Annotated in this window: 17 protein-coding genes; 3 read left to right on the plus strand and 14 right to left on the minus strand. The window is 65.3% G+C overall.

Annotated features, from left to right (window positions below; all coding sequences use genetic code 11):
• Positions 1 to 16: 16 nt before the first annotated feature.
• The 3 genes from NX775_RS15320 (at position 17) to NX775_RS15330 (ending at position 8,177) form a co-directional block, all read left to right on the plus strand.
• On the plus strand, positions 17 to 1,957 hold the full coding sequence (locus NX775_RS15320) for a dipeptidyl-peptidase 5 (protein WP_258836809.1): 1,941 nt from the start codon (positions 17 to 19) through the stop codon (positions 1,955 to 1,957).
• Positions 1,954 to 6,120 carry a DEAD/DEAH box helicase gene (locus NX775_RS15325; RefSeq protein WP_258836810.1) on the plus strand — a complete coding sequence of 1,389 codons (4,167 nt, stop codon included), beginning with the start codon at positions 1,954 to 1,956 and terminating at the stop codon, positions 6,118 to 6,120. The genes NX775_RS15320 and NX775_RS15325 overlap by 4 nt, the downstream gene beginning before the upstream one ends.
• A gap of 149 nt (positions 6,121 to 6,269) precedes the next feature.
• Positions 6,270 to 8,177: a DUF885 domain-containing protein gene (locus NX775_RS15330; RefSeq protein WP_258836811.1), complete on the plus strand. Its 1,908-nt coding sequence runs from the start codon at positions 6,270 to 6,272 to the stop codon at positions 8,175 to 8,177.
• A 58-nt stretch (positions 8,178 to 8,235) separates the two neighbouring features.
• On the opposite strand, the gene tatC is transcribed toward NX775_RS15330, so the two are convergent.
• The 14 genes from tatC to hisG all read right to left on the minus strand — a co-directional run bounded on the left by tatC (position 8,236) and on the right by hisG (position 18,023).
• Positions 8,236 to 8,991, minus strand: coding sequence for a twin-arginine translocase subunit TatC (tatC, locus tag NX775_RS15335; protein ID WP_183555141.1), 756 nt, complete (start codon positions 8,989 to 8,991; stop codon positions 8,236 to 8,238).
• An 11-nt stretch (positions 8,992 to 9,002) separates the two neighbouring features.
• Positions 9,003 to 9,524 (minus strand): Sec-independent protein translocase protein TatB, encoded by a 522-nt coding sequence (gene tatB / locus NX775_RS15340; RefSeq protein WP_183555137.1) that lies wholly within the window; start codon positions 9,522 to 9,524, stop codon positions 9,003 to 9,005.
• A 12-nt stretch (positions 9,525 to 9,536) separates the two neighbouring features.
• The gene (gene tatA, locus NX775_RS15345) at positions 9,537 to 9,779 is read right to left on the minus strand and encodes a Sec-independent protein translocase subunit TatA (protein ID WP_183555135.1); all 243 of its coding nucleotides are present in this window, start codon (positions 9,777 to 9,779) and stop codon (positions 9,537 to 9,539) included.
• A 135-nt stretch (positions 9,780 to 9,914) separates the two neighbouring features.
• Positions 9,915 to 10,289 (minus strand): histidine triad nucleotide-binding protein, encoded by a 375-nt coding sequence (locus tag NX775_RS15350; RefSeq protein ID WP_258836812.1) that lies wholly within the window; start codon positions 10,287 to 10,289, stop codon positions 9,915 to 9,917.
• Positions 10,290 to 10,440: 151 nt separating this feature from the next.
• A complete protein-coding gene (locus NX775_RS15355) occupies positions 10,441 to 10,782 on the minus strand; it encodes a phosphoribosyl-ATP diphosphatase (RefSeq protein ID WP_258836813.1) in 342 nt (113 codons plus the stop codon).
• Positions 10,779 to 11,189, minus strand: a complete 411-nt coding sequence (hisI, locus tag NX775_RS15360) for a phosphoribosyl-AMP cyclohydrolase (RefSeq protein ID WP_183555129.1) — start codon at positions 11,187 to 11,189, stop codon at positions 10,779 to 10,781. Before hisI ends, NX775_RS15355 begins: the two co-directional genes overlap by 4 nt.
• A 4-nt stretch (positions 11,190 to 11,193) precedes the next feature.
• The gene (gene hisF / locus NX775_RS15365; RefSeq protein ID WP_183555127.1) at positions 11,194 to 11,955 is read right to left on the minus strand and encodes an imidazole glycerol phosphate synthase subunit HisF; all 762 of its coding nucleotides are present in this window, start codon (positions 11,953 to 11,955) and stop codon (positions 11,194 to 11,196) included.
• A gap of 4 nt (positions 11,956 to 11,959) precedes the next feature.
• The gene (gene hisA, locus NX775_RS15370) at positions 11,960 to 12,736 is read right to left on the minus strand and encodes a 1-(5-phosphoribosyl)-5-[(5-phosphoribosylamino)methylideneamino]imidazole-4-carboxamide isomerase (RefSeq protein ID WP_258836814.1); all 777 of its coding nucleotides are present in this window, start codon (positions 12,734 to 12,736) and stop codon (positions 11,960 to 11,962) included.
• Positions 12,737 to 12,793: 57 nt separating this feature from the next.
• Complete coding sequence (gene hisH, locus NX775_RS15375; protein WP_183555123.1) at positions 12,794 to 13,435, minus strand: imidazole glycerol phosphate synthase subunit HisH; 642 nt, start codon at positions 13,433 to 13,435, stop codon at positions 12,794 to 12,796.
• Positions 13,436 to 13,448: 13 nt separating this feature from the next.
• Entirely contained in the window at positions 13,449 to 14,039 is a 591-nt protein-coding gene (gene hisB / locus NX775_RS15380) for an imidazoleglycerol-phosphate dehydratase HisB (RefSeq protein ID WP_183555121.1), read from the minus strand.
• 40 nt (positions 14,040 to 14,079) lie between these two features.
• A complete protein-coding gene (hisC, locus tag NX775_RS15385; protein WP_258836815.1) occupies positions 14,080 to 15,180 on the minus strand; it encodes a histidinol-phosphate transaminase in 1,101 nt (366 codons plus the stop codon).
• Positions 15,177 to 16,007 (minus strand): DNA-methyltransferase, encoded by an 831-nt coding sequence (locus tag NX775_RS15390; RefSeq protein WP_258836816.1) that lies wholly within the window; start codon positions 16,005 to 16,007, stop codon positions 15,177 to 15,179. Before NX775_RS15390 ends, hisC begins: the two co-directional genes overlap by 4 nt.
• Positions 16,004 to 17,341, minus strand: a complete 1,338-nt coding sequence (gene hisD, locus NX775_RS15395; RefSeq protein ID WP_258836817.1) for a histidinol dehydrogenase — start codon at positions 17,339 to 17,341, stop codon at positions 16,004 to 16,006. The genes NX775_RS15390 and hisD overlap by 4 nt, the downstream gene beginning before the upstream one ends.
• 7 nt (positions 17,342 to 17,348) lie before the next feature.
• Positions 17,349 to 18,023, minus strand: coding sequence for an ATP phosphoribosyltransferase (gene hisG / locus NX775_RS15400; protein ID WP_183555113.1), 675 nt, complete (start codon positions 18,021 to 18,023; stop codon positions 17,349 to 17,351).
• Positions 18,024 to 18,036 lie beyond the last annotated feature (13 nt).

Consider the following 18,036-nt stretch of genomic DNA (forward strand, 5'->3'; position numbering starts at 1 on the left):
TCGAAAAAGCCCCACTATGACCGTTGCCACCAGCAAACAAGCCACGCCATGCGGCGCCTGGACTTCCCCGATCACTGCTGCCGTCGTTGCTGCCGGCGCCGTGCCACTGGCGCAGCCGATGCCCGACGGCGCCGCCATCGGCTGGCTCGAGGGGCGCACCAGCGAAGGCGGGCGCATGACGCTGATGGTGCACGACGCCGACGGCACGCGCGAACTGACGCCGGCGCCGTTCAATGTGCGCAGCCGCGTGCATGAATACGGTGGCGGCGCGTACCTGCTGAGCAGCGGCGGCGCGTGGTTTTCGCACCATGCGGACAACCGCCTGTACCGGGTCGAGAACGATGGCCAGCCGGTCGCCGTCACGGCCGCCGACACCGGCCACCGCTTTGCCGACTTCGTGCTCGACGCCGGGCGACGTCGCCTGGTGGGGGTGCGCGAAGACCATTCGCTGGGCGCGACCTACCCGGTCAACACGCTGTGCGCGGTGGGCTTTGACGGCGCCGAGACGGTACTGGTCGAAGGCAGCGACTTCTATGCCGCGCCGCGCCTGTCGCCCGATGGCCGCCAGCTGGCCTGGCTGTGCTGGGAGCTGCCGCACATGCCGTGGGAAGGCACCGCACTGTGGCTGGGCGACGTGGCCGCCGACGGCACCATCGTCAACCGGCGCCTGATCGCCGGCGGGGCGGATGAAGCGATCTGCCAGCCCGAATGGTCGCCGGGCGGCGTGCTGCACTTCGTGTCCGATCGCAGCGGCTGGTGGAATCTGTACCGTTACGCCGCTGACGCTGTCGACGCCCTGTGCGAACGCGCGGCCGAATTCGGCGTCCCGCAGTGGAACTTCGGCGGTTCGCAGTACGCTTTCCGCTCGGAAGAACAGATCGTGTGCGCGTATATCGAGGCGGGCGTGAGCCACCTGGGCATCGTCTCCACCCACGACGGCAGCTTGACGCCGCTGGACACGCCCTACGAAGACATCCGCGACGTGAAAATCAGCGGCGACATCGTCACGCTGCTGGGCGGCGCGCCGACCATCGCGCCCGAACTGGCACGCATCGACCTGGCCGGCGCGCCGCTTGAAGTGCTGGCGCACTCGATCCCGCAACTGCCGGCCACGTCGTACCTTGCCGTGCCGCTGGCGATCAGCTATCCAAGCGCCAACGGCCGCACCGCGTACGCGTTCTACTATGCACCGGCCAATCCGGATTACGCGCCGCTGCCTGACGAGCTGCCACCGCTGATCGTGATCGGCCATGGCGGCCCGACCAGCATGGCGACCAGCACACTGAAGCTCTCCACCCAATACTGGACCAGCCGCGGTTTCGCGGTGCTGGACGTGAACTACGGCGGCAGCACGGGCTTCGGGCGCGAGTATCGCAACCTGCTCCAGCACCAGTGGGGCGTGGTCGATGTCGAGGATTGCGTGGCCGGTGCGCGCCACCTGGCGGCCATCGGGGCGGTCGACCCGGAACGCCTGCTGATTCGCGGCAGCAGCGCCGGCGGCCTGACGGTGCTGTCGGCACTGGCCTTCCATGACGTGTTCAAGGCCGGCGCCAGCTATTACGGCGTGTCCGACCTGGCCGGGCTGGATGCAGATTCGCACAAGTTCGAGTCGCGCTACAACGCCTACCTGACCGCGCCGCCCGAGCGCGCACAGGCCGTGTACCGCGAACGCTCGCCGATCCACCACAGCGACAAGTTGCGCAGCCCGATGATCTTCTTCCAGGGTCTGGACGACAAGGTCGTGCCGCCGCAGCAGTCCGAAAGCATGGTCGACGCGCTGCGCGCGCAAAAGCTGCCGGTGGCCTACCTGACGCTCGAAGGCGAAGGCCATGGCTTCCGCAAGGCCGACAGCGTGGTGCGCACGCTCGAAGCCGAGCTGTATTTCTACCTGCGCGTGTTCGGCATTGCCGTGCCGGCCGACCTGCCCGCGATCGAGATCGAGAATCTCGACGCATGAAGGGTGGCCCACTGCCAGGCGACGTGCGGGCGCAACTCGCGGCCTGCAGCGCCGAAGAACACGCGATCCTGACGCTGCTGGCGATCGCCGGCGAGCCGATGGGCCGCCAGCGCATCCTCGAGCACATGCGGGCGCTCAATGCCCCGCTGCCGGCCGCGCAATGGGCCGATGAACTGGCGCGCCTGAAGGCCGAAGGTCTGCTGGTCGACGCCAACGAACGCGGGCTGGCGCTGGCCCCGGCGGCCAGCTGGCCCGTGCTCGACTTTGCCCTCGACAGCGGCCTGTTCGACGTTGTCGCGGGCGCGTATGGCGCGGTGTCGACCGTGCGCCGCGACTGGCAGGGCCACCTGATGCTGCGCAGCTACCGCCAGGGCCTGGCCCTGCTGCGCATCGCGCTGCTGACGCGACAAGACATCGACGTCGTCACGCCGCTGCTCGACGCCTGCCTGGCCTGCCATGAAGCGAGCTACCTGCATCCGCTGGTCGACGTCTGCGCGCGTCCGTTCACGCCGGCGCTGATCGAGCGCATCCACCCGCGCCTGCTTGAGACCGTGCTGCACGTTCTGGTCGTGCATGTGCGCAGCGAGCCGGCGCTGGCCCCGGCGGTACGCGCCTGCGCCGAGGGCTACATCACGCGCAGCAGCCCGGAAAGCCTGCTGCGCCGCGCGCTGGGCGAGCATTACATCCTGTGCGGGCGCCTGGACGATGCGCTTGACCTGGTGGCCGACATGACCGATTCACCGGGTCTGTTCCTGCGCAGTGTCGTACAGCTGCTGCGCGACGACGTGGACGGCGGCCTGGCGGGCGTCGAAGCAGCGCTCAAGCAGCTGCGGCGCGAGACCGGCAAGCGCAAGGCCACCTTCGGCGGCCATTGCGCGCACATTGCGGTGGCCGCCCTGCTGCGCAGCACCGAACCGGCGCACCGCAAGCTGGCCGACGCCTGGCTCGAGATCGAAACACGCGCCGTGCAGCGGCCCGACAATGCAGTCTGGTTCCAGCTCGGCATGCTGCACGAAATCCGGCGCGGCACCGTCGATGCCGGCCTGTTTGCCACCCGCAGCTGGGAACTGTCGCTGGAGCCGACCGTGTTCCGCGCGCTGATCCACTACTGGCTGGCGCTGCCCGCGTTGAACAGCCAGCGTGCGCGCCTGGAAGACATGCTGGCGCAATCCGAGCTGGCCGGGTTCGACCTGTGGTCGGCGCAGCTGGCCGGCGTGCTGGCGCAGATGGGCCAAGCGGGTTATCTGATTCACGAGGCGCGCGCGGGCGAGCTGCGCCAGCGCCACCGCTTGCCCGACATGGCGCTCTGGTTCACGCGCGAAGAGCCGTGGGAGCGCCAGCTCAATGCGCTGATCAACCTGCAGCCTGCTCTCACGGTGGAGCAGGTCAAGGAATCGCGCCTGGTCTGGCTGATCCGCCATGACCCGCACCTGGGCGTGCAGGAAATCGAACCGCGCGAGCAGAAGCGCGATGCGCAAGGCGCCTGGAGCCGTGGCCGCGCGCTGGGCCTGAAGCGCCTGGCCGAAGAAGGCGCGCAGCTCGAGTTCCTCACCGCGCAGGACCTGCAGGCGATCAATGCGATTGCCGGGCGCCGCTACTACGCCGGCAGCGGCATCCGCTTCGAGCTCGAAGTGCACAAGGCACTGGCGGCGCTGGTCGGCCATCCGCTGCTGTTCTGGATGGCCTCCCCCGGCACGCGCGTCGAGCTGCTGCCGGGCGAACCGGAACTGCTGGTGAAAAAACAGGGCGACAAGGTGTCGATCGCGCTGCACCCGCCGATCGACAACGAGGATGGCGACGTGGTCATCACGCTCGAGACGCCCACGCGCCTGCGCCTGGTGCGCATCAACGACGAACACCGCCGCATCGCCGCCATCGTCGGCGCCGGGCTGGACGTGCCGCTGTCGGCCGAGCGGCGCGTGCTGCGCGCCATCGGCGCGGTGGCCTCCAGCGTCACCGTGCAGTCGGACATCGGCGCGAGCAGCGCCGACATTGAGACCGTGCCGGCCGACGCGCGCATGCACATTCACCTGCGACCCTACCAGCAAGGTTTGCGCATGCAGTTGCTGGTGCGCCCGCTGCCCGGCGGCGCCTATTACGGCCCGGGCGAAGGCGCGGCCAGCGTGATCGCCGATGTCGACGGCATCCGCACCGAAGCGCAGCGCGACATGAATGCCGAGCGCGAGGCCGAACGTCAGCTCGTCGGCGCCTGCCTCGTGCTGGAACAGGGCGAGCAGGAACACGGCGAATGGCTGCTGGGGCAACCGATGCTGGCACTCGAACTGGTCGAAGAACTCAGGGCACTGGACCCGGCCTCGATCGTCGTGGCCTGGCCCGAGGGCGAATCGTTCCGCGTCACCAAAAAAGCGACCTCCAAATCGGTGCGGGTGCAGATCCGGCGCGAGCGCGACTGGTTTGCTGCCAGCGGCGATATCGTCATCGACGAAGGCCGCGTGATGAGCCTGCGCACGCTGCTGGAAAAGCTGCGCGAGAGCGGCAGCCGGTTTGTCGCGCTGGGCGAGAACGATTACCTGGCCCTGTCCGACGAACTGCACCGGCGCCTGATGGAGCTGGGCGCGTATGGCGAACTGCATGGCGACGGCATCCGCACCCACGCGCTGGCCAGCTTTGCGCTGGGTGAACTGGCGGGCGAAGCCGGCAGCGTCGACGGGGACAAGGCCTGGCAGGCGCACCTGGTGCGCATGGCCGACAGCGCCGCCTTCACGCCCACGCTGCCGTCGACGCTGCAGGCCGAGTTGCGCGACTATCAGCTCGACGGCTTCGAGTGGCTGGCGCGCCTGGCCCACTGGGGCGTGGGCGCCTGTCTGGCCGACGATATGGGCCTGGGTAAAACGCTGCAGGCGCTGGCGCTACTGCTTACGCGCGCCAAGGACGGCCCGGCGCTGGTGGTCGCGCCGACGACCGTGTGCCTGAACTGGATCGACGAGGCGGCGCGCTTTGCGCCGACGCTGAACCTGAAACTGTTCGGGCCGGGCGAGCGCGCCGCGACCGTGGACGACGCCGGGCCATTCGACGTCGTCATCGTGAGCTACGGCCTGCTGCAGCAGGAGGCGGCGCGCTTCAAGGGCCGCCGCTGGCACAGCATCGTGCTGGACGAAGCGCAGGCGATCAAGAACATGCACACCAAGCGCTCGCAGGCCGTGATGGCGCTGCAGGGCGACTTCCGGATGGCGGCCACTGGCACGCCGCTGGAAAACCACCTGGGCGAATTGTGGAACCTGTTCCGCTTCATCAATCCGGGTTTATTGGGCAGCGCCGAGCAGTTCCAGCTGCGCTTTGCCGGCCCGATCGAGAAAGCCCAGTCCGAGAAAGTGAAGGACCGGCGGGCCGAAGTCGCCGCCCGCGCGCGCCTGCGGCGCCTGACCGCGCCGTTCATCCTGCGCCGCACGAAGGCGCAGGTGCTGGCCGAACTGCCGCCGCGCACCGAGATCGTCATCCCGGTCGAACTGAGCGCCGAGGAAAGCGCGCTGTACGAATCGCTGCGGCGCCAGGCGCTCGACAAGCTGGCTGCACTCGAAGCGCCCGAAGGCCAGAAGTCGATCGAGATCCTGGCCGAGATGATGCGGCTGCGCCGCGCCTGCTGCAATCCCGAGCTGGTGGCGCCCGGCGCCGGCATCATCAGCAGCAAGCTGGCCGCATTCGCGCGGCTCACCGCCGACCTGATCGAGAACCGGCACAAGGTGCTGGTGTTCAGCCAGTTCGTCGACCACCTGAGCCTGATCCGCCAATATCTCGACGCACAGGGCGTGCGCTACCAGTACCTCGACGGGTCGACGCCGATGCAGGAACGCAAGAAGCGGGTCGACGCGTTCCAGGCCGGCGATGGCGACATGTTCCTGATCAGCCTGAAGGCGGGCGGCGTGGGCATCAACCTGACGGCGGCCGACTACGTGATCCACATGGACCCGTGGTGGAACCCGGCGGTGGAAGACCAGGCCTCGGACCGCGCGCACCGGATGGGACAGCAGCGGCCCGTGACGATCTACCGGCTGGTCGCGCGCGGCACGATCGAAGAAGGCATCGTCGACCTGCACCGTCACAAGCGCGACCTGGCCGACAGCCTGCTGGAAGGCACCGAGATGGCCGCGCGCATGTCGCCAGCGGATATGCTCGACATGCTGCGCACGGGACTGGGCAGATAGTGCTGCCTTGATAGAACAGTAATATTGCACTTTGTCCCGTTCGTGTCGGAATGTTTCATCCGTCCGCAAACAACGGGTTTGGTGCTAACCTGCACGCGATTCGCGCCGTTGCGGATCACGAATTCACACTTGTTACAGGGCCGAATACGATGATAAAAACGAAAATCGCGCTGGCAGCCTTGCTGGCCTGCTTCGCACTGGCGCCGGCCAGCGCCGCCACCAAGCCAGCCAAGAGCAAGGCGAAGTCGACGAAGGTCGTCAAGAAGTCGACCAAGGCCAAGAAGGCCGTCGTCGGCGCCGCCGCCATTGGCGCGACCGCCGCTGCTGCCAGCACGAGTGCAAGCGCCAGCACCAGCGACAGCGCAGCGCCAGCTCGAGCCAGCGAAGGCCGTCTGGATCGCCGCATGTCCACGCTGAGCATGCAGTACCTGACCGCGTTGTGGCGCGTCGATCCGGAAGGCGGCATCTATGTCGGCAAGTTCGACCAGGCCGCAAACCTGACGCTGCCCGATCCTGCCACCCGTGCCAGCAAGCTGGCCTTTGCCAACGAGTGGCTGGAAAAATTCGGCAAGCTCGATCCGAAGCAGCTCTCGCCGCGCTACCGCACCGACCTGGTGCTGCTGCTCAACAAACTGGAAAAGGACCGCTGGGCCTTGACCACCTGGCGCGAGTTCGAGTGGAATCCCTCGGCCTACAACATCGCCGCGCCGCTCGACCTGATCCTCAATACCGATTACGCGGCCAAGCCGCAGCGCCTGCGCACGATCCTCAAGCGCCTGACCGACGTGCCGGCCTATTACGCGGCCGCGCAGGCGTCGATCAAGACGCCGACGCGCGAACACACCCAGCTGGCGATCAGCCAGGCGCCGGGCACGCTGGCGGTGCTGGCCGACCTGGGCAAGGCAGCCCAGGAATCGATCCTGACCACGCAGGAAAAGACCATCTTCGCGCAGCGCATCGCCAACGCCGGCACCGCGGTGCTGGGCTACGTCGACTTTTTGAGCGACATGGAAAAGCGCCAGGCTGCCAATGGCCAGGCGCGGCCATTCCGCATCGGCAAGGCGCTGTACGAGCAGAAGTTCGCACTCGACATCCAGTCGTCCAGCAGCGCCGAGCAGACCTACCGCAAGGCCCTGGCCACGCGCGAAGAGCTGCTCACGCACATGGACAAGATCTCGGACGAACTCTGGCCGCGCTACATGGCCGGCGTGACCAAGCCAGCCGAGCGCTTCCAGAAGATCGGCATGATGATCGACAAGCTGTCCGCACGCCACGTCAAGCGCCAGGACTTCTTCACCGAGATCCGGCGCCAGATCCCGCTGCTGCAGGACTGGGTGATCAAGCATGACCTGCTGACCCTCGACCCGAGCAAACCACTCGAAGTGCGCGAAACCCCGATGTACCAGCGCGGCGTGGCCGGCGCGAGCATCGATGCGCCGGGCCCGTACCGCTCGAAGGACAAGACGTACTACAACGTCACGCCAATGGACAGTCTGACGGATGCCCAGGCCGAGAGCAGCCTGCGCGAATACAACGAGTGGATCCTGCAGATCCTGAACATCCACGAAGCGATTCCGGGCCACTACGCGCAGCTGGTGCATGCGAACCGCTCGCCGTCGCTGATCAAGTCACTGTTCGGCAATGGCGCGATGGTCGAGGGCTGGGCGGTCTACGGCGAGCGCATGATGCTCGAATCGGGCTATGGGGACAACGCGCCCGAGATGTGGCTGATGTACTCGAAGTGGAACCTGCGCAGCGTGACCAACACGATCCTCGACTACAGCGTGCACGTGAACGGCATGAACCAGGCGCAGGCGATCGACCTGCTGACGCGCCAGGCCTTCCAGACACGCCAGGAAGCCGATGAGAAATGGCGTCGCGCCACGCTGACGTCGGTCCAGCTGACCAGCTACTACAGCGGCTACGAGCAGATCATGGAACTGCGCGAGCGCCGCAAGGCGCAACTGGGCGAGCGTTTCAACCTGAAGGCGTTCCACGATCAGTTCTTGAGCTACGGCAATGCGCCGGTCAAGATGATTTCGGAATTGATGCAGTAAAAGTGTGAAGGGGGCGGCACCTCAAGGTGCCGCCCCCCCGGATCGGGACGGGCGTTTGTTACGCCGTTTCTTCGGGTGCGCGCGTGGCGCGGGCGAACATTGGTGCGACCATCAGGCCCAGCTCGTAGAGCAGGCACATTGGAATGGCCAGCGCCAGCTGGCTGACCACGTCCGGCGGCGTGACGATCGCCGAGATGACAAACGCGCCGACGATGACGTACGAGCGCACTTCGCGCAGCTTCTCGATCGGCACGATGCCCATGCGCACCAGGATCACGACGACCACCGGCACTTCGAACGAGGCGCCGAACGCCAGGCACATCGACATCACGAAATCGAGGTAGTTTTCAATATCCGGTGTGACCGCGATCGACGTCGGCGCAAACGCGCTGATGAAGTGGAACACCCGCCCGAACACGAAGAAGTAACAGAACGCCACGCCGCCGATGAACAGCAGCGACGACGAGATCACGAGCGGCATCACGAGACGCTTTTCGTGGGCGTACAGACCGGGGGCGATGAAGGCCCACGCCTGATAGAACACCCAGGGCAGCGCCAGGATGAAGGACAGCAGCAGCGTGACCTTCATCGGCACCAGGAACGGCGAGATCACGCCGGTGGCGATCATGGTCGAGCCTGGCGGCAGCGACGCGATCATTGGTGCGGCGATCAGGTCATAGATGTGCGACGGGCCAGGCCACGCCATCAGCGCGGCGCACACGATCGCAATGCCGATCGAGGCCTTGACCAGGCGGTCACGCAGCTCGACGAGGTGCGAGATGAAGGTATCTTCGCCGGCGGCTTGTTCAGTCATCAGCTAGGCGATCAGAAAAAAGAGGAAGTGGAATTCGTGCCGGCACCGGGACGGTACTTGCGCACGCGGGCCGCGCCCGACATCACATGGCGCTTGGTGCCATGGCGGTTCTTGTACCAGGCCGGCACGCTGGAAGTGCGCACCAGCTTCTTGCGGCGGAAGTCCTTGGCCTTGCGGTCGATGTCGGCCACGGTGGGCGTGATGACATGCGCGCTTTCATGCGAGCCGCGCTCGTCCCACAAGGCCTCGACTTCATCGACGTGGCTGGTCACGGACGAACCGAATTCGCTCGTCGCCGATTCGACGTCGTTCTTGAACGACTGCGCGCGGTCCTGCACTTCCTTGTGCAGGTTGCGCAGTTCGTCGAGTTCGATTTCACGGCTGACCTCGGACTTGATGTCATGCAGGTACCGCTGGGCACGCCCATAGAGCGTGCCAGCCATGCGCGCCACCTTGGGCAGCTTTTGCGGCCCGATCACGATCAGCGCGACAACGCCGATGATCGCGATTTTCGACAGTCCAAGATCGATCATGAGGACGCCGGATTACAGGCGGGTCTTGTCGCGGGCTTCCACGTCGATGGTCGACTTGTCGGCCACCTGCTGCGTTGCCTGGACACGGGCGGCTTCTGCTTCGGCAGCGCGCTCTTCGTCACCCTTGACGCCATCCTTGAAGCCCTTGACGGCCTTGCCCAGATCGGAACCCATATTGCTGATCTTCTTGGTGCCGAAAATCAGCATCACGACCACCAGCACGATGACCCAGTGCCAAATACTCAATCCACCCATGTTGTTCTCCTGATGGCGCCTGGCGCCTGAAAAATTAGTGAAGCGCAAACTGCATACACACCGAGTATATGCGATGCGGGAGCGCACTGCTCCTAATCGAACTTAACCCGAACTTAACCCAGACTTAGACGCTGCCTACAGCCCCAGCCCGCGCCATGGACGCGGACCGCCGTACATATGCAGATGCAGGTGATACACCTCTTGCCCGCCATCCGGACCGGCATTGATCAGCGTCTTGAAACCGCCACTCTGCTTGCCATCGGCATCTGTCTTGACCGCAATACCATTTTGCTCGGCAAGTTTCGGCGCCAGCGCCAGCATCTTGCCCAACAACGCCGCATGCTCGTCGGTGCAATCGGACAACGTGGCCACGTGCACCTTCGGAATCACCAGCAAGTGCACGGGCGCTGCCGGATTAATGTCCTTGAACGCCAGCACGTCGTCGTCTTCATAAACGATGGCAGCCGGAATCTGCTTGGCAACGATCTTGCAAAAAATGCAGTTATCCATTCGGTCTCCAGATGATTACATTGCATGACACGCAAGCGAGCACGGGCATCCTACCAAGGCTCCATGACATCGGCATGACGACGAAGGACTGATTATGACACCGGTTCGGCGGGTTGGCACGCCAGCCATGCACGCGGGCCGGCGTACAGGCTCAGGCGTCGGTACGCGCGGCTTTCTCGTCCAGCCCCGACACGCCTTCGCGCCGCGCCAGCTCGTCGAGCACCTGCTGCGGCGTGAGATCGAACTTGGCCAGCAGCACGAGCGAGTGGAACCACAGGTCGGCGCATTCATACAGCACTTTGGCGGCGTCGCCATCGACGCGGGCGTCCTTGGCGGCCATCACCAGTTCGGTGGCTTCCTCGCCGATCTTTTTCAGGATGGCGTCGTCGCCCTTGGCGAACAGCTTGGCGACATACGATGCAGCCGGGTCGCCGCCATTGGCGGGTTTGCGCGATTCAATCACGGCCGCGACGCGGGCCAGGGTAACGCTCATGGGGTCTTCTTGTCTTTTGAATAAATCGTGTCGGGGTCCTGCAGCACCGGCTCGACGCTGTGCCAGTCGCCGTTGTCGTATTTCTGGAAGAAGCACGAGTGGCGTCCGGTATGGCAGGCAATCCCGCCGACCTGCTCGATCTTGAGCAGGACGACGTCTTCGTCGCAGTCCAGGCGGATCTCGCTCACCTTCTGGATGTGGCCGGACTCTTCGCCCTTGTGCCACAGCTTCTTGCGCGAGCGGCTCCAGTACACGGCTTCGCCCGATTCGACAGTGCGGGTGAGCGCTTCGCGGTTCATCCAGGCGAACATCAGCACGTCGCCGCTGGTTGCTTCTTGCGCGATGACGGGCACCAGGCCCTGTTCATCCCAGCGCACCTTGTTGAGCCATTTGGCATTCGTTGTCATTGCGTTACTCCAGGCGCATCGGGATACCGCGGTCATGCATGAAGCGCTTGGCTTCCCCGACCGTGTGCTGCCCATAGTGGAAAATGCTGGCTGCCAGCACCGCGTCGGCGTGGCCCTGCAGGATGCCGTTGGCCAGGTCTTCCAGGCCACCGACGCCGCCCGAGGCGATCACGGGGATGCCCACGGCGTCGGACACGGCGCGCGTCAGGCCCAGGTCGAAGCCCGACTTGGTGCCGTCGCGGTCCATCGACGTGAGCAGCAACTCACCGGCGCCGAGGCTTTCCATCTTGCGCGCCCATTCGACGGCGTCCAGCCCCGTCGCATTGCGCCCGCCGTGGGTGAAGACTTCCCAGCGGCCGGGGGCGATCTGCTTGGCGTCGATCGCCACCACGATGCACTGCGAACCGTGCTTGTGGGCGCAGTCGAACACCAGTTGCGGGTTGGTGACGGCCGACGTGTTCATGCTGACCTTGTCGGCGCCGGCATTGAGCAGCCGGCGCACGTCTTCCACCTTGCGCACGCCGCCACCGACGGTGAGCGGAATGAACACGGTCGAGGCAACGGCTTCGATGATCGGCAGGATCAGGTCGCGGCCATCGCTCGAGGCGGTGATGTCGAGGAAAGTGATTTCGTCGGCGCCTTGTGCGTCATAGCGGCGCGCGATTTCGACCGGGTCGCCGGCGTCGCGCAACTCGTTGAAGTTGACGCCCTTGACGACCCGGCCGCCAGTGACGTCCAGGCAGGGGATGATGCGTTTTGCGAGCATGGAATCAGGCGCCAGCGCCTTCGGTCAGTTCATCGGCGCGATCCTGGGCCGATGCCAGGTCGAGCGTGCCTTCATAGATCGAGCGGCCGCAGATCACGCCCTCGATGCCTTCGTCCTGCACTGCGCACAGCGCTTCGACGTCGGCCAGCACGTGCACGCCGCCCGAGGCGATCACGGGGATCTTCACAGCGCGCGCCAGCTTGACGGTCGCGTCGATGTTCACGCCGCCCATCATGCCGTCGCGGCCGATGTCGGTGTAGACGATCGATTCGACGCCGTAGCCTTCGAATTTCTTGGCCAGGTCGATCACTTCGTGGCCCGACATCTTGCTCCAGCCGTCGGTGGCGACCTTGCCGTCGCGCGCGTCCAGGCCCACGATGATGTGGCCCGGGAAGGCGCCGCAGGCGTCGTGCAGGAAGCCCGGGTTCTTCACGGCGGCGGTGCCGACGATGATGTAGCTGATGCCGTCATCCAGGTAGCGCTCGATGGTGTCGAGGTCGCGGATGCCGCCGCCCAGCTGGACCGGGATCTCGTCGATGCCATTGTCTTCAGCGTATTCCTGCACGATCTGCAGGATCGACTTGATGGCCGATTCGTTCTTTGGTTTGCCCGCGAATGCGCCGTTCAGGTCGACCAGGTGCAGGCGCCGCGCGCCCTGCTTGAGCCAATGCAGCGCCATTTCGGCAGGATCTTCGGAAAACACGGTGGCGAGTTCCATATCGCCTTGTTGGAGGCGAACGCAGTGACCGTCTTTCAGGTCGATGGCGGGGATCAGCAGCATGGTCGTTGTCGGTAGAGTTAACGGGGGGTTGAACAGAACGAATTTAACGCAAATGCGTCAAGGATTCCAGTGAATGAAATTGCGGTACAGGCGCAAGCCCGCTGCCGCACTTTTCTCCGGGTGGAACTGGGTGGCGACGATATTATCGCGGCCGACGGCGCAGCAGAACGGGCCGCCGTAATCGGCTTCGCCGATCACATCATGCGCGTTTTCGGGCGCTGCGTAATAACTGTGCACGAAGTAAAAATAGCTGTTGTCGTCGACGCCGTCCCACAGCGGGTGGGCGCGCGACTGGCGCACGCGGTTCCAGCCCATTTGCGGGACCTTGAAGCGCGAGCCGTCGTTCTGGAGTTTGCCGTCGAGCTGAAACCGTACGACCTTGCCCGGCAACAGGCCCAGGCCCGGCGTGCCGCCGTTTTCTTCGCTGGCGTCGAACAGCATCTGCTCGCCCACGCACACGCCCATGATCGGGCGCGTTTTGGCGGCGCGCAGCAATGCGTCTTCCAGGCCCGATTCGCGCAGGCTGCTCATGCAGTCGCGCATGGCGCCCTGCCCTGGCAGCACGATGCGGTCGGCCGCATCGAGGTCGGCGGCCGAGCTGGAAACGAGCACGTCGGCTTCGGGCGCGGCGGCGCGCAGCGCCTGAACGACCGAGCGCAGGTTGCCCAGTCCATCGACCACAACAATTTTATTGGCCATGTCGCGTCTCGCCTTACAGGCTGCCCTTGGTCGACGGGATGATGCCGGCGGCGCGTTCATCGAGCTCGCTGGCCATGCGCAGCGCGCGGCCAAACGCCTTGAACACGGTTTCGCACTGGTGGTGGGCATTCACACCGCGCAGGTTATCGATGTGCAGCGTCACACCGGCGTGGTTGACGAAACCGCGGAAGAATTCGCCGGTCAGGTCGACGTCGAACGTACCGATCATGGCGCGCGTGAACGGGATGTGCATTTCCAGGCCCGGGCGACCCGAGAAGTCGATCACGACGCGCGACAGCGCTTCGTCCAGCGGCACGTAGGCGTGGCCATAGCGGCGGATGCCCTTGCGGTCGCCAATGGCCTTGGCCACGGCCATGCCGAGCGTGATGCCGGTGTCTTCGACCGTGTGGTGCGCGTCGATGTGCAGATCGCCCACGGCTTCGACTTCGAGGTCGAACATGCCGTGACGTGCGATCTGGTCGAGCATGTGGTCGAGGAACGGCACGCCCGTGTTGAGCTTCTGGCGGCCGGTGCCGTCCAGGTTGATCGAGACGCGGATCTGCGTTTCGTTGGTATTGCGGGTAATGTCGGCGGTACGGGTCATTGCTCGGGCGCTTTTCAAGGTACGTGACTACGGGACGCTACTACAGGGAAGCCTTCAGGGCGGTCAGGAACTGGTCGTTCTCTTGCGGCGTGCTGACCGTAACGCGGATGCAGTTGGCCAGCAATGTGTGCATTTTACTCAAATTTTTGATCAGGACCTTCTCGCCGTGGAGAAGCTTGCAGGCGCGCTCGGCATCGGGCACGCGCAGCGCGATGAAATTGGCGGCCGACGGGAACACTTCCACGCCCGGCAGGCCAGCCAGTTCCGCGGCCAGGCGGGTGCGCTCGACATTGAGCAGCTCGGCCTGGCGGTCCAGCACATCCAGATGCTCGAGGGCGAATTCGGCCGCCACCTGGGTCAGGATATTCACGTTGTACGGTGGGCGCACCTTCTCGAATTCGGCCAGCAGCGGCGCGGCCGCCGCCATGTAGCCGAGGCGGATGCCCGCCAGGCCGAGTTTGGACAGCGTGCGCATCACGACCAGGTTCGGGTGCTGCGGCAGGCGGTCCATGAAGCTGACCTTGGCGAACGGCTGGTAGGCTTCGTCGACGACGACCACGCCATGCTCACCCAGCGCGGTGATGATCGCTTCCATGTCGGCCGCGTCGTACAGGTTGCCGGTCGGGTTGTTCGGGTACGCGAGGAAGACCAGCGACGGCTTGTGCTCGTCGATGGCCGCCAGCATGGCCGGCAGGTCCAGCGAAAAGTCGGGCTTGATCGGCACGCCGACAAAATCGGCGCCGGCAAACTGCGCCGAGCGCGAAAACATCACGAACGCCGGCACGGGCGCCATGACCACGGCGCGCTTGGAACCGTCGCGTTCCTGGCGCGCGATGGTGGTCGCCAGGATCGTGATCAGCTCATCCGAGCCATTGCCGAGCAGGACGTCGTAGCCGGCCGGGATGCCCAGCTTGGCGCAGATGGCATCCTTCAGCGTGCGGTACGACGGCACCGGATAACGGTTCAGGGCCGCGTCGGCCAGGCGCGCGCCGAGTTGCGTGCGCAGCTCGTCCGGCAGCTGGTACGGGTTTTCCATCGCGTCGAGCTTGACGTAGCCGATCGAGTCCGGCACGTGGTACCCCCCCACGGCGCGCACGTCGGCGCGAATGGTGTTCTCGATCAGTTTGGCGATGTCGGTCATGAAGTTTCTTCCGTGGAGAGTGTGGCCATGGCGGCCTTGGCCGCCTTGCGTTTTTTTGCCCCGGTCATTGGCACCTCGGGCGCCGCCAGGCGCTCGTGGATGATGGCGCAATACGCGGGATTGAGTTCGAAGCCGGTGTACTGGCGCCCCAGGCGCTTGGCGGCGATGGCCGTCGTGCCGCTGCCCATGAACGGGTCGAGCACGATCCCGCCCGGCGGGCATGAGGCCTTGACCATGCGCTCAATGATCTCGAGGGGCTTTTGCGTCGGGTGGTCGGCGCGCTCCGGATGCTCGCGGTGCAGGCGCGACACGCTCCAGACATCCTTCGGGTTGTAGCCCACTTCGAGCCACTTGGCGCCGATGAAGATCGAGCGCGAGCGGGCTTTCTTGGTCGCGGCGTCATATGGAATGCGCACGGCGTCCAGGTCGAAGTAGTAATCCTTGCGGTTGGCGAAAAAGCCGATCGTGTCGTGCACCGACGAGAAGCTGCGCACGCTGCCGCCCATCGACGGCACGCGGCGGTCCCAGATGATCTCGTTCATCATCGTCATGCGTTTTTTCAGCATCACGAAGATCTCGGGCGTGAAGCGCCACGTGAGAAAAATGTACAGGCTGCCGTTGGGCTTGAGCTTCGGCACTGCCGCGTCGATCCACTGCTCGGTCCAGGCCAGGTAGGCCTCGACGCTTTGCTGGTCCGACGCGTTGCCATAGTCCTTGCCCAGGTTGTACGGCGGGTCAGTCAGGATCAGGTCGATGGACCCGTCCGGGATGCGCGCCAATCCTGACAGCGCATCCTCGCAGAATACCTGGTTGACCCAGTCGCTCATGATGCCTGGGGTGGGACTGGATCGAGCCGTAGTTCCGCACTGCGCGCGTGCGCCTGCAGGCCTTCGCCATACGCCAGCGTGGCCGCGACCTTACCCAGCGTTTGCGCGCCCGCTTCGCTGACCTGGATGATCGACGAGCGTTTCTGGAAATCGTACACGCCCAGCGGTGACGAGAAGCGCGCCGTGCGCGAGGTCGGCAGCACGTGGTTCGGGCCGCAGCAATAGTCGCCCAATGACTCGGAAGAGTAACGGCCCAGGAACATCGCGCCGGCGTGGCGGATTTTATCGGCCCACTGTTGTGGATCTTCAGCCGAGATCTCGAGGTGTTCGGCCGCGATGCTGCTGGCGATCTCGCACGCCTCATCCATGCTGCGCACCTTGATCAACGCGCCACGGTCGCCCAGCGACGTGGTGATGGTGGCTGCGCGCGGCATCGTTGGCAGCAGCTTCTGGATGCTCGCTTCGACCTGCGCGATGTAATACGCGTCAGGGCACAGCAGGATTGCCTGCGCCAGTTCGTCGTGCTCGGCCTGCGAGAACAGGTCCATCGCGATCCAGTCCGGATCGGTGGTGCCATCGCACAGCACGAGGATTTCGGACGGGCCTGCGATCATGTCGATACCAACGGTACCGAACACGCGGCGCTTGGCGGCGGCGACATACGCGTTGCCGGGGCCGACGATCTTGTCGACGGCCTGAATGGTCTCGGTGCCATACGCGAGCGCGCCGACGGCCTGCGCGCCGCCAATGGTGATCACGCGCGTGACGCCGGCGATTGCCGCCGCGGCCAGCACCATCTGGTTCTTCACGCCGTCCGGGGTCGGCACGACCATGATGATTTCCTTGACGCCGGCCACGTGGGCCGGAATCGCGTTCATCAGGACCGACGACGGATACGCGGCCTTGCCGCCCGGGACATAGATGCCGACCCGGTCCAGGGGCGTCACGCGCTGCCCCAGCACGGTGCCGTCAGGCTCGGTGAAGGTAAAACCCGTCGACGATTCTTTCTGGCGCTCGTGGTACACGCGCACGCGGTCGGCCGCCACCTGCAGCGCGGCGCGCTGGTCGTCGGGCAGCGCAGCCAGTGCCGCTTCCAGCTCGGCCTGACCGATGTCGAACTGCGCCATCGAGGTCGCGCCGCCGTTCGGGATGCGGTCGAATTTGTTCGTGTAGTCGAGCACGGCGGCGTCGCCGCGCGCTTTTACATCGCGCAGGATGCCGGCCACGGCCAGTTCGATGGCGTCGTCGGTTTCGGCTTCAAACGCGAGCAGTGTGTTCAGCGTGGTGGCGAAGTCGGGTGCGGTCGAATCGAGCTTGCGGATCTGTACTGCCATTTTGCGTCTAGCCTTTTGCTTTGGAGGCGCGTTCGAACGCGTCCAGGATCGGTTGCAGGCGCTCGCGCTTGAGCTTGAGCGCAGCCTGGTTGACCACCAGGCGCGAGGAGATGTCCATGATCTTTTCGACTTCAACCAGGTTGTTGGCGCGCAGCGTGCCGCCGGTCGAGACCACGTCGACGATGGCGTCGGACAGACCCACCAGCGGCGCCAGTTCCATCGAGCCATACAGCTTGATCAGGTCGACGTGCACGCCCTTGCGGGCAAAGTGCTCGCGCGCCGTGTTGACGAACTTGGTCGCCACGCGCAGGCGCGCGCCCTGGCGCACGGCGCTTTCGTAGTCGAAGCCCGCGTTGACCGCGACCGACATGCGGCATTCGGCGATGCGCAGGTCGATCGGCTGGTACAGCCCTTCGCCGCCATGCTCGAGCAGCACGTCCTTGCCGGCCACGCCGAAATCGGCGGCACCGTACTGGACATACGTTGGCACGTCGGAGGCGCGCACGATCAGCACGCGCACGCCCGGGTCATTGGTCGGCAGGATAAGCTTGCGCGAGGTCTCGGGATTTTCCAGCACCTCGATCCCGGCCGCCGACAGCAGCGGCAGGGTGTCTTCGAAGATGCGGCCCTTGGACAGCGCCAGGATCAGCTGGGTCTCGTCCGTATTGCTGGTAAAAGTCATGGTGATTCGATGT

The sequence above is a fragment of the Massilia aurea genome (assembly GCF_024753205.1).
Lineage (GTDB): Bacteria > Pseudomonadota > Gammaproteobacteria > Burkholderiales > Burkholderiaceae_D > Telluria > Telluria aurea.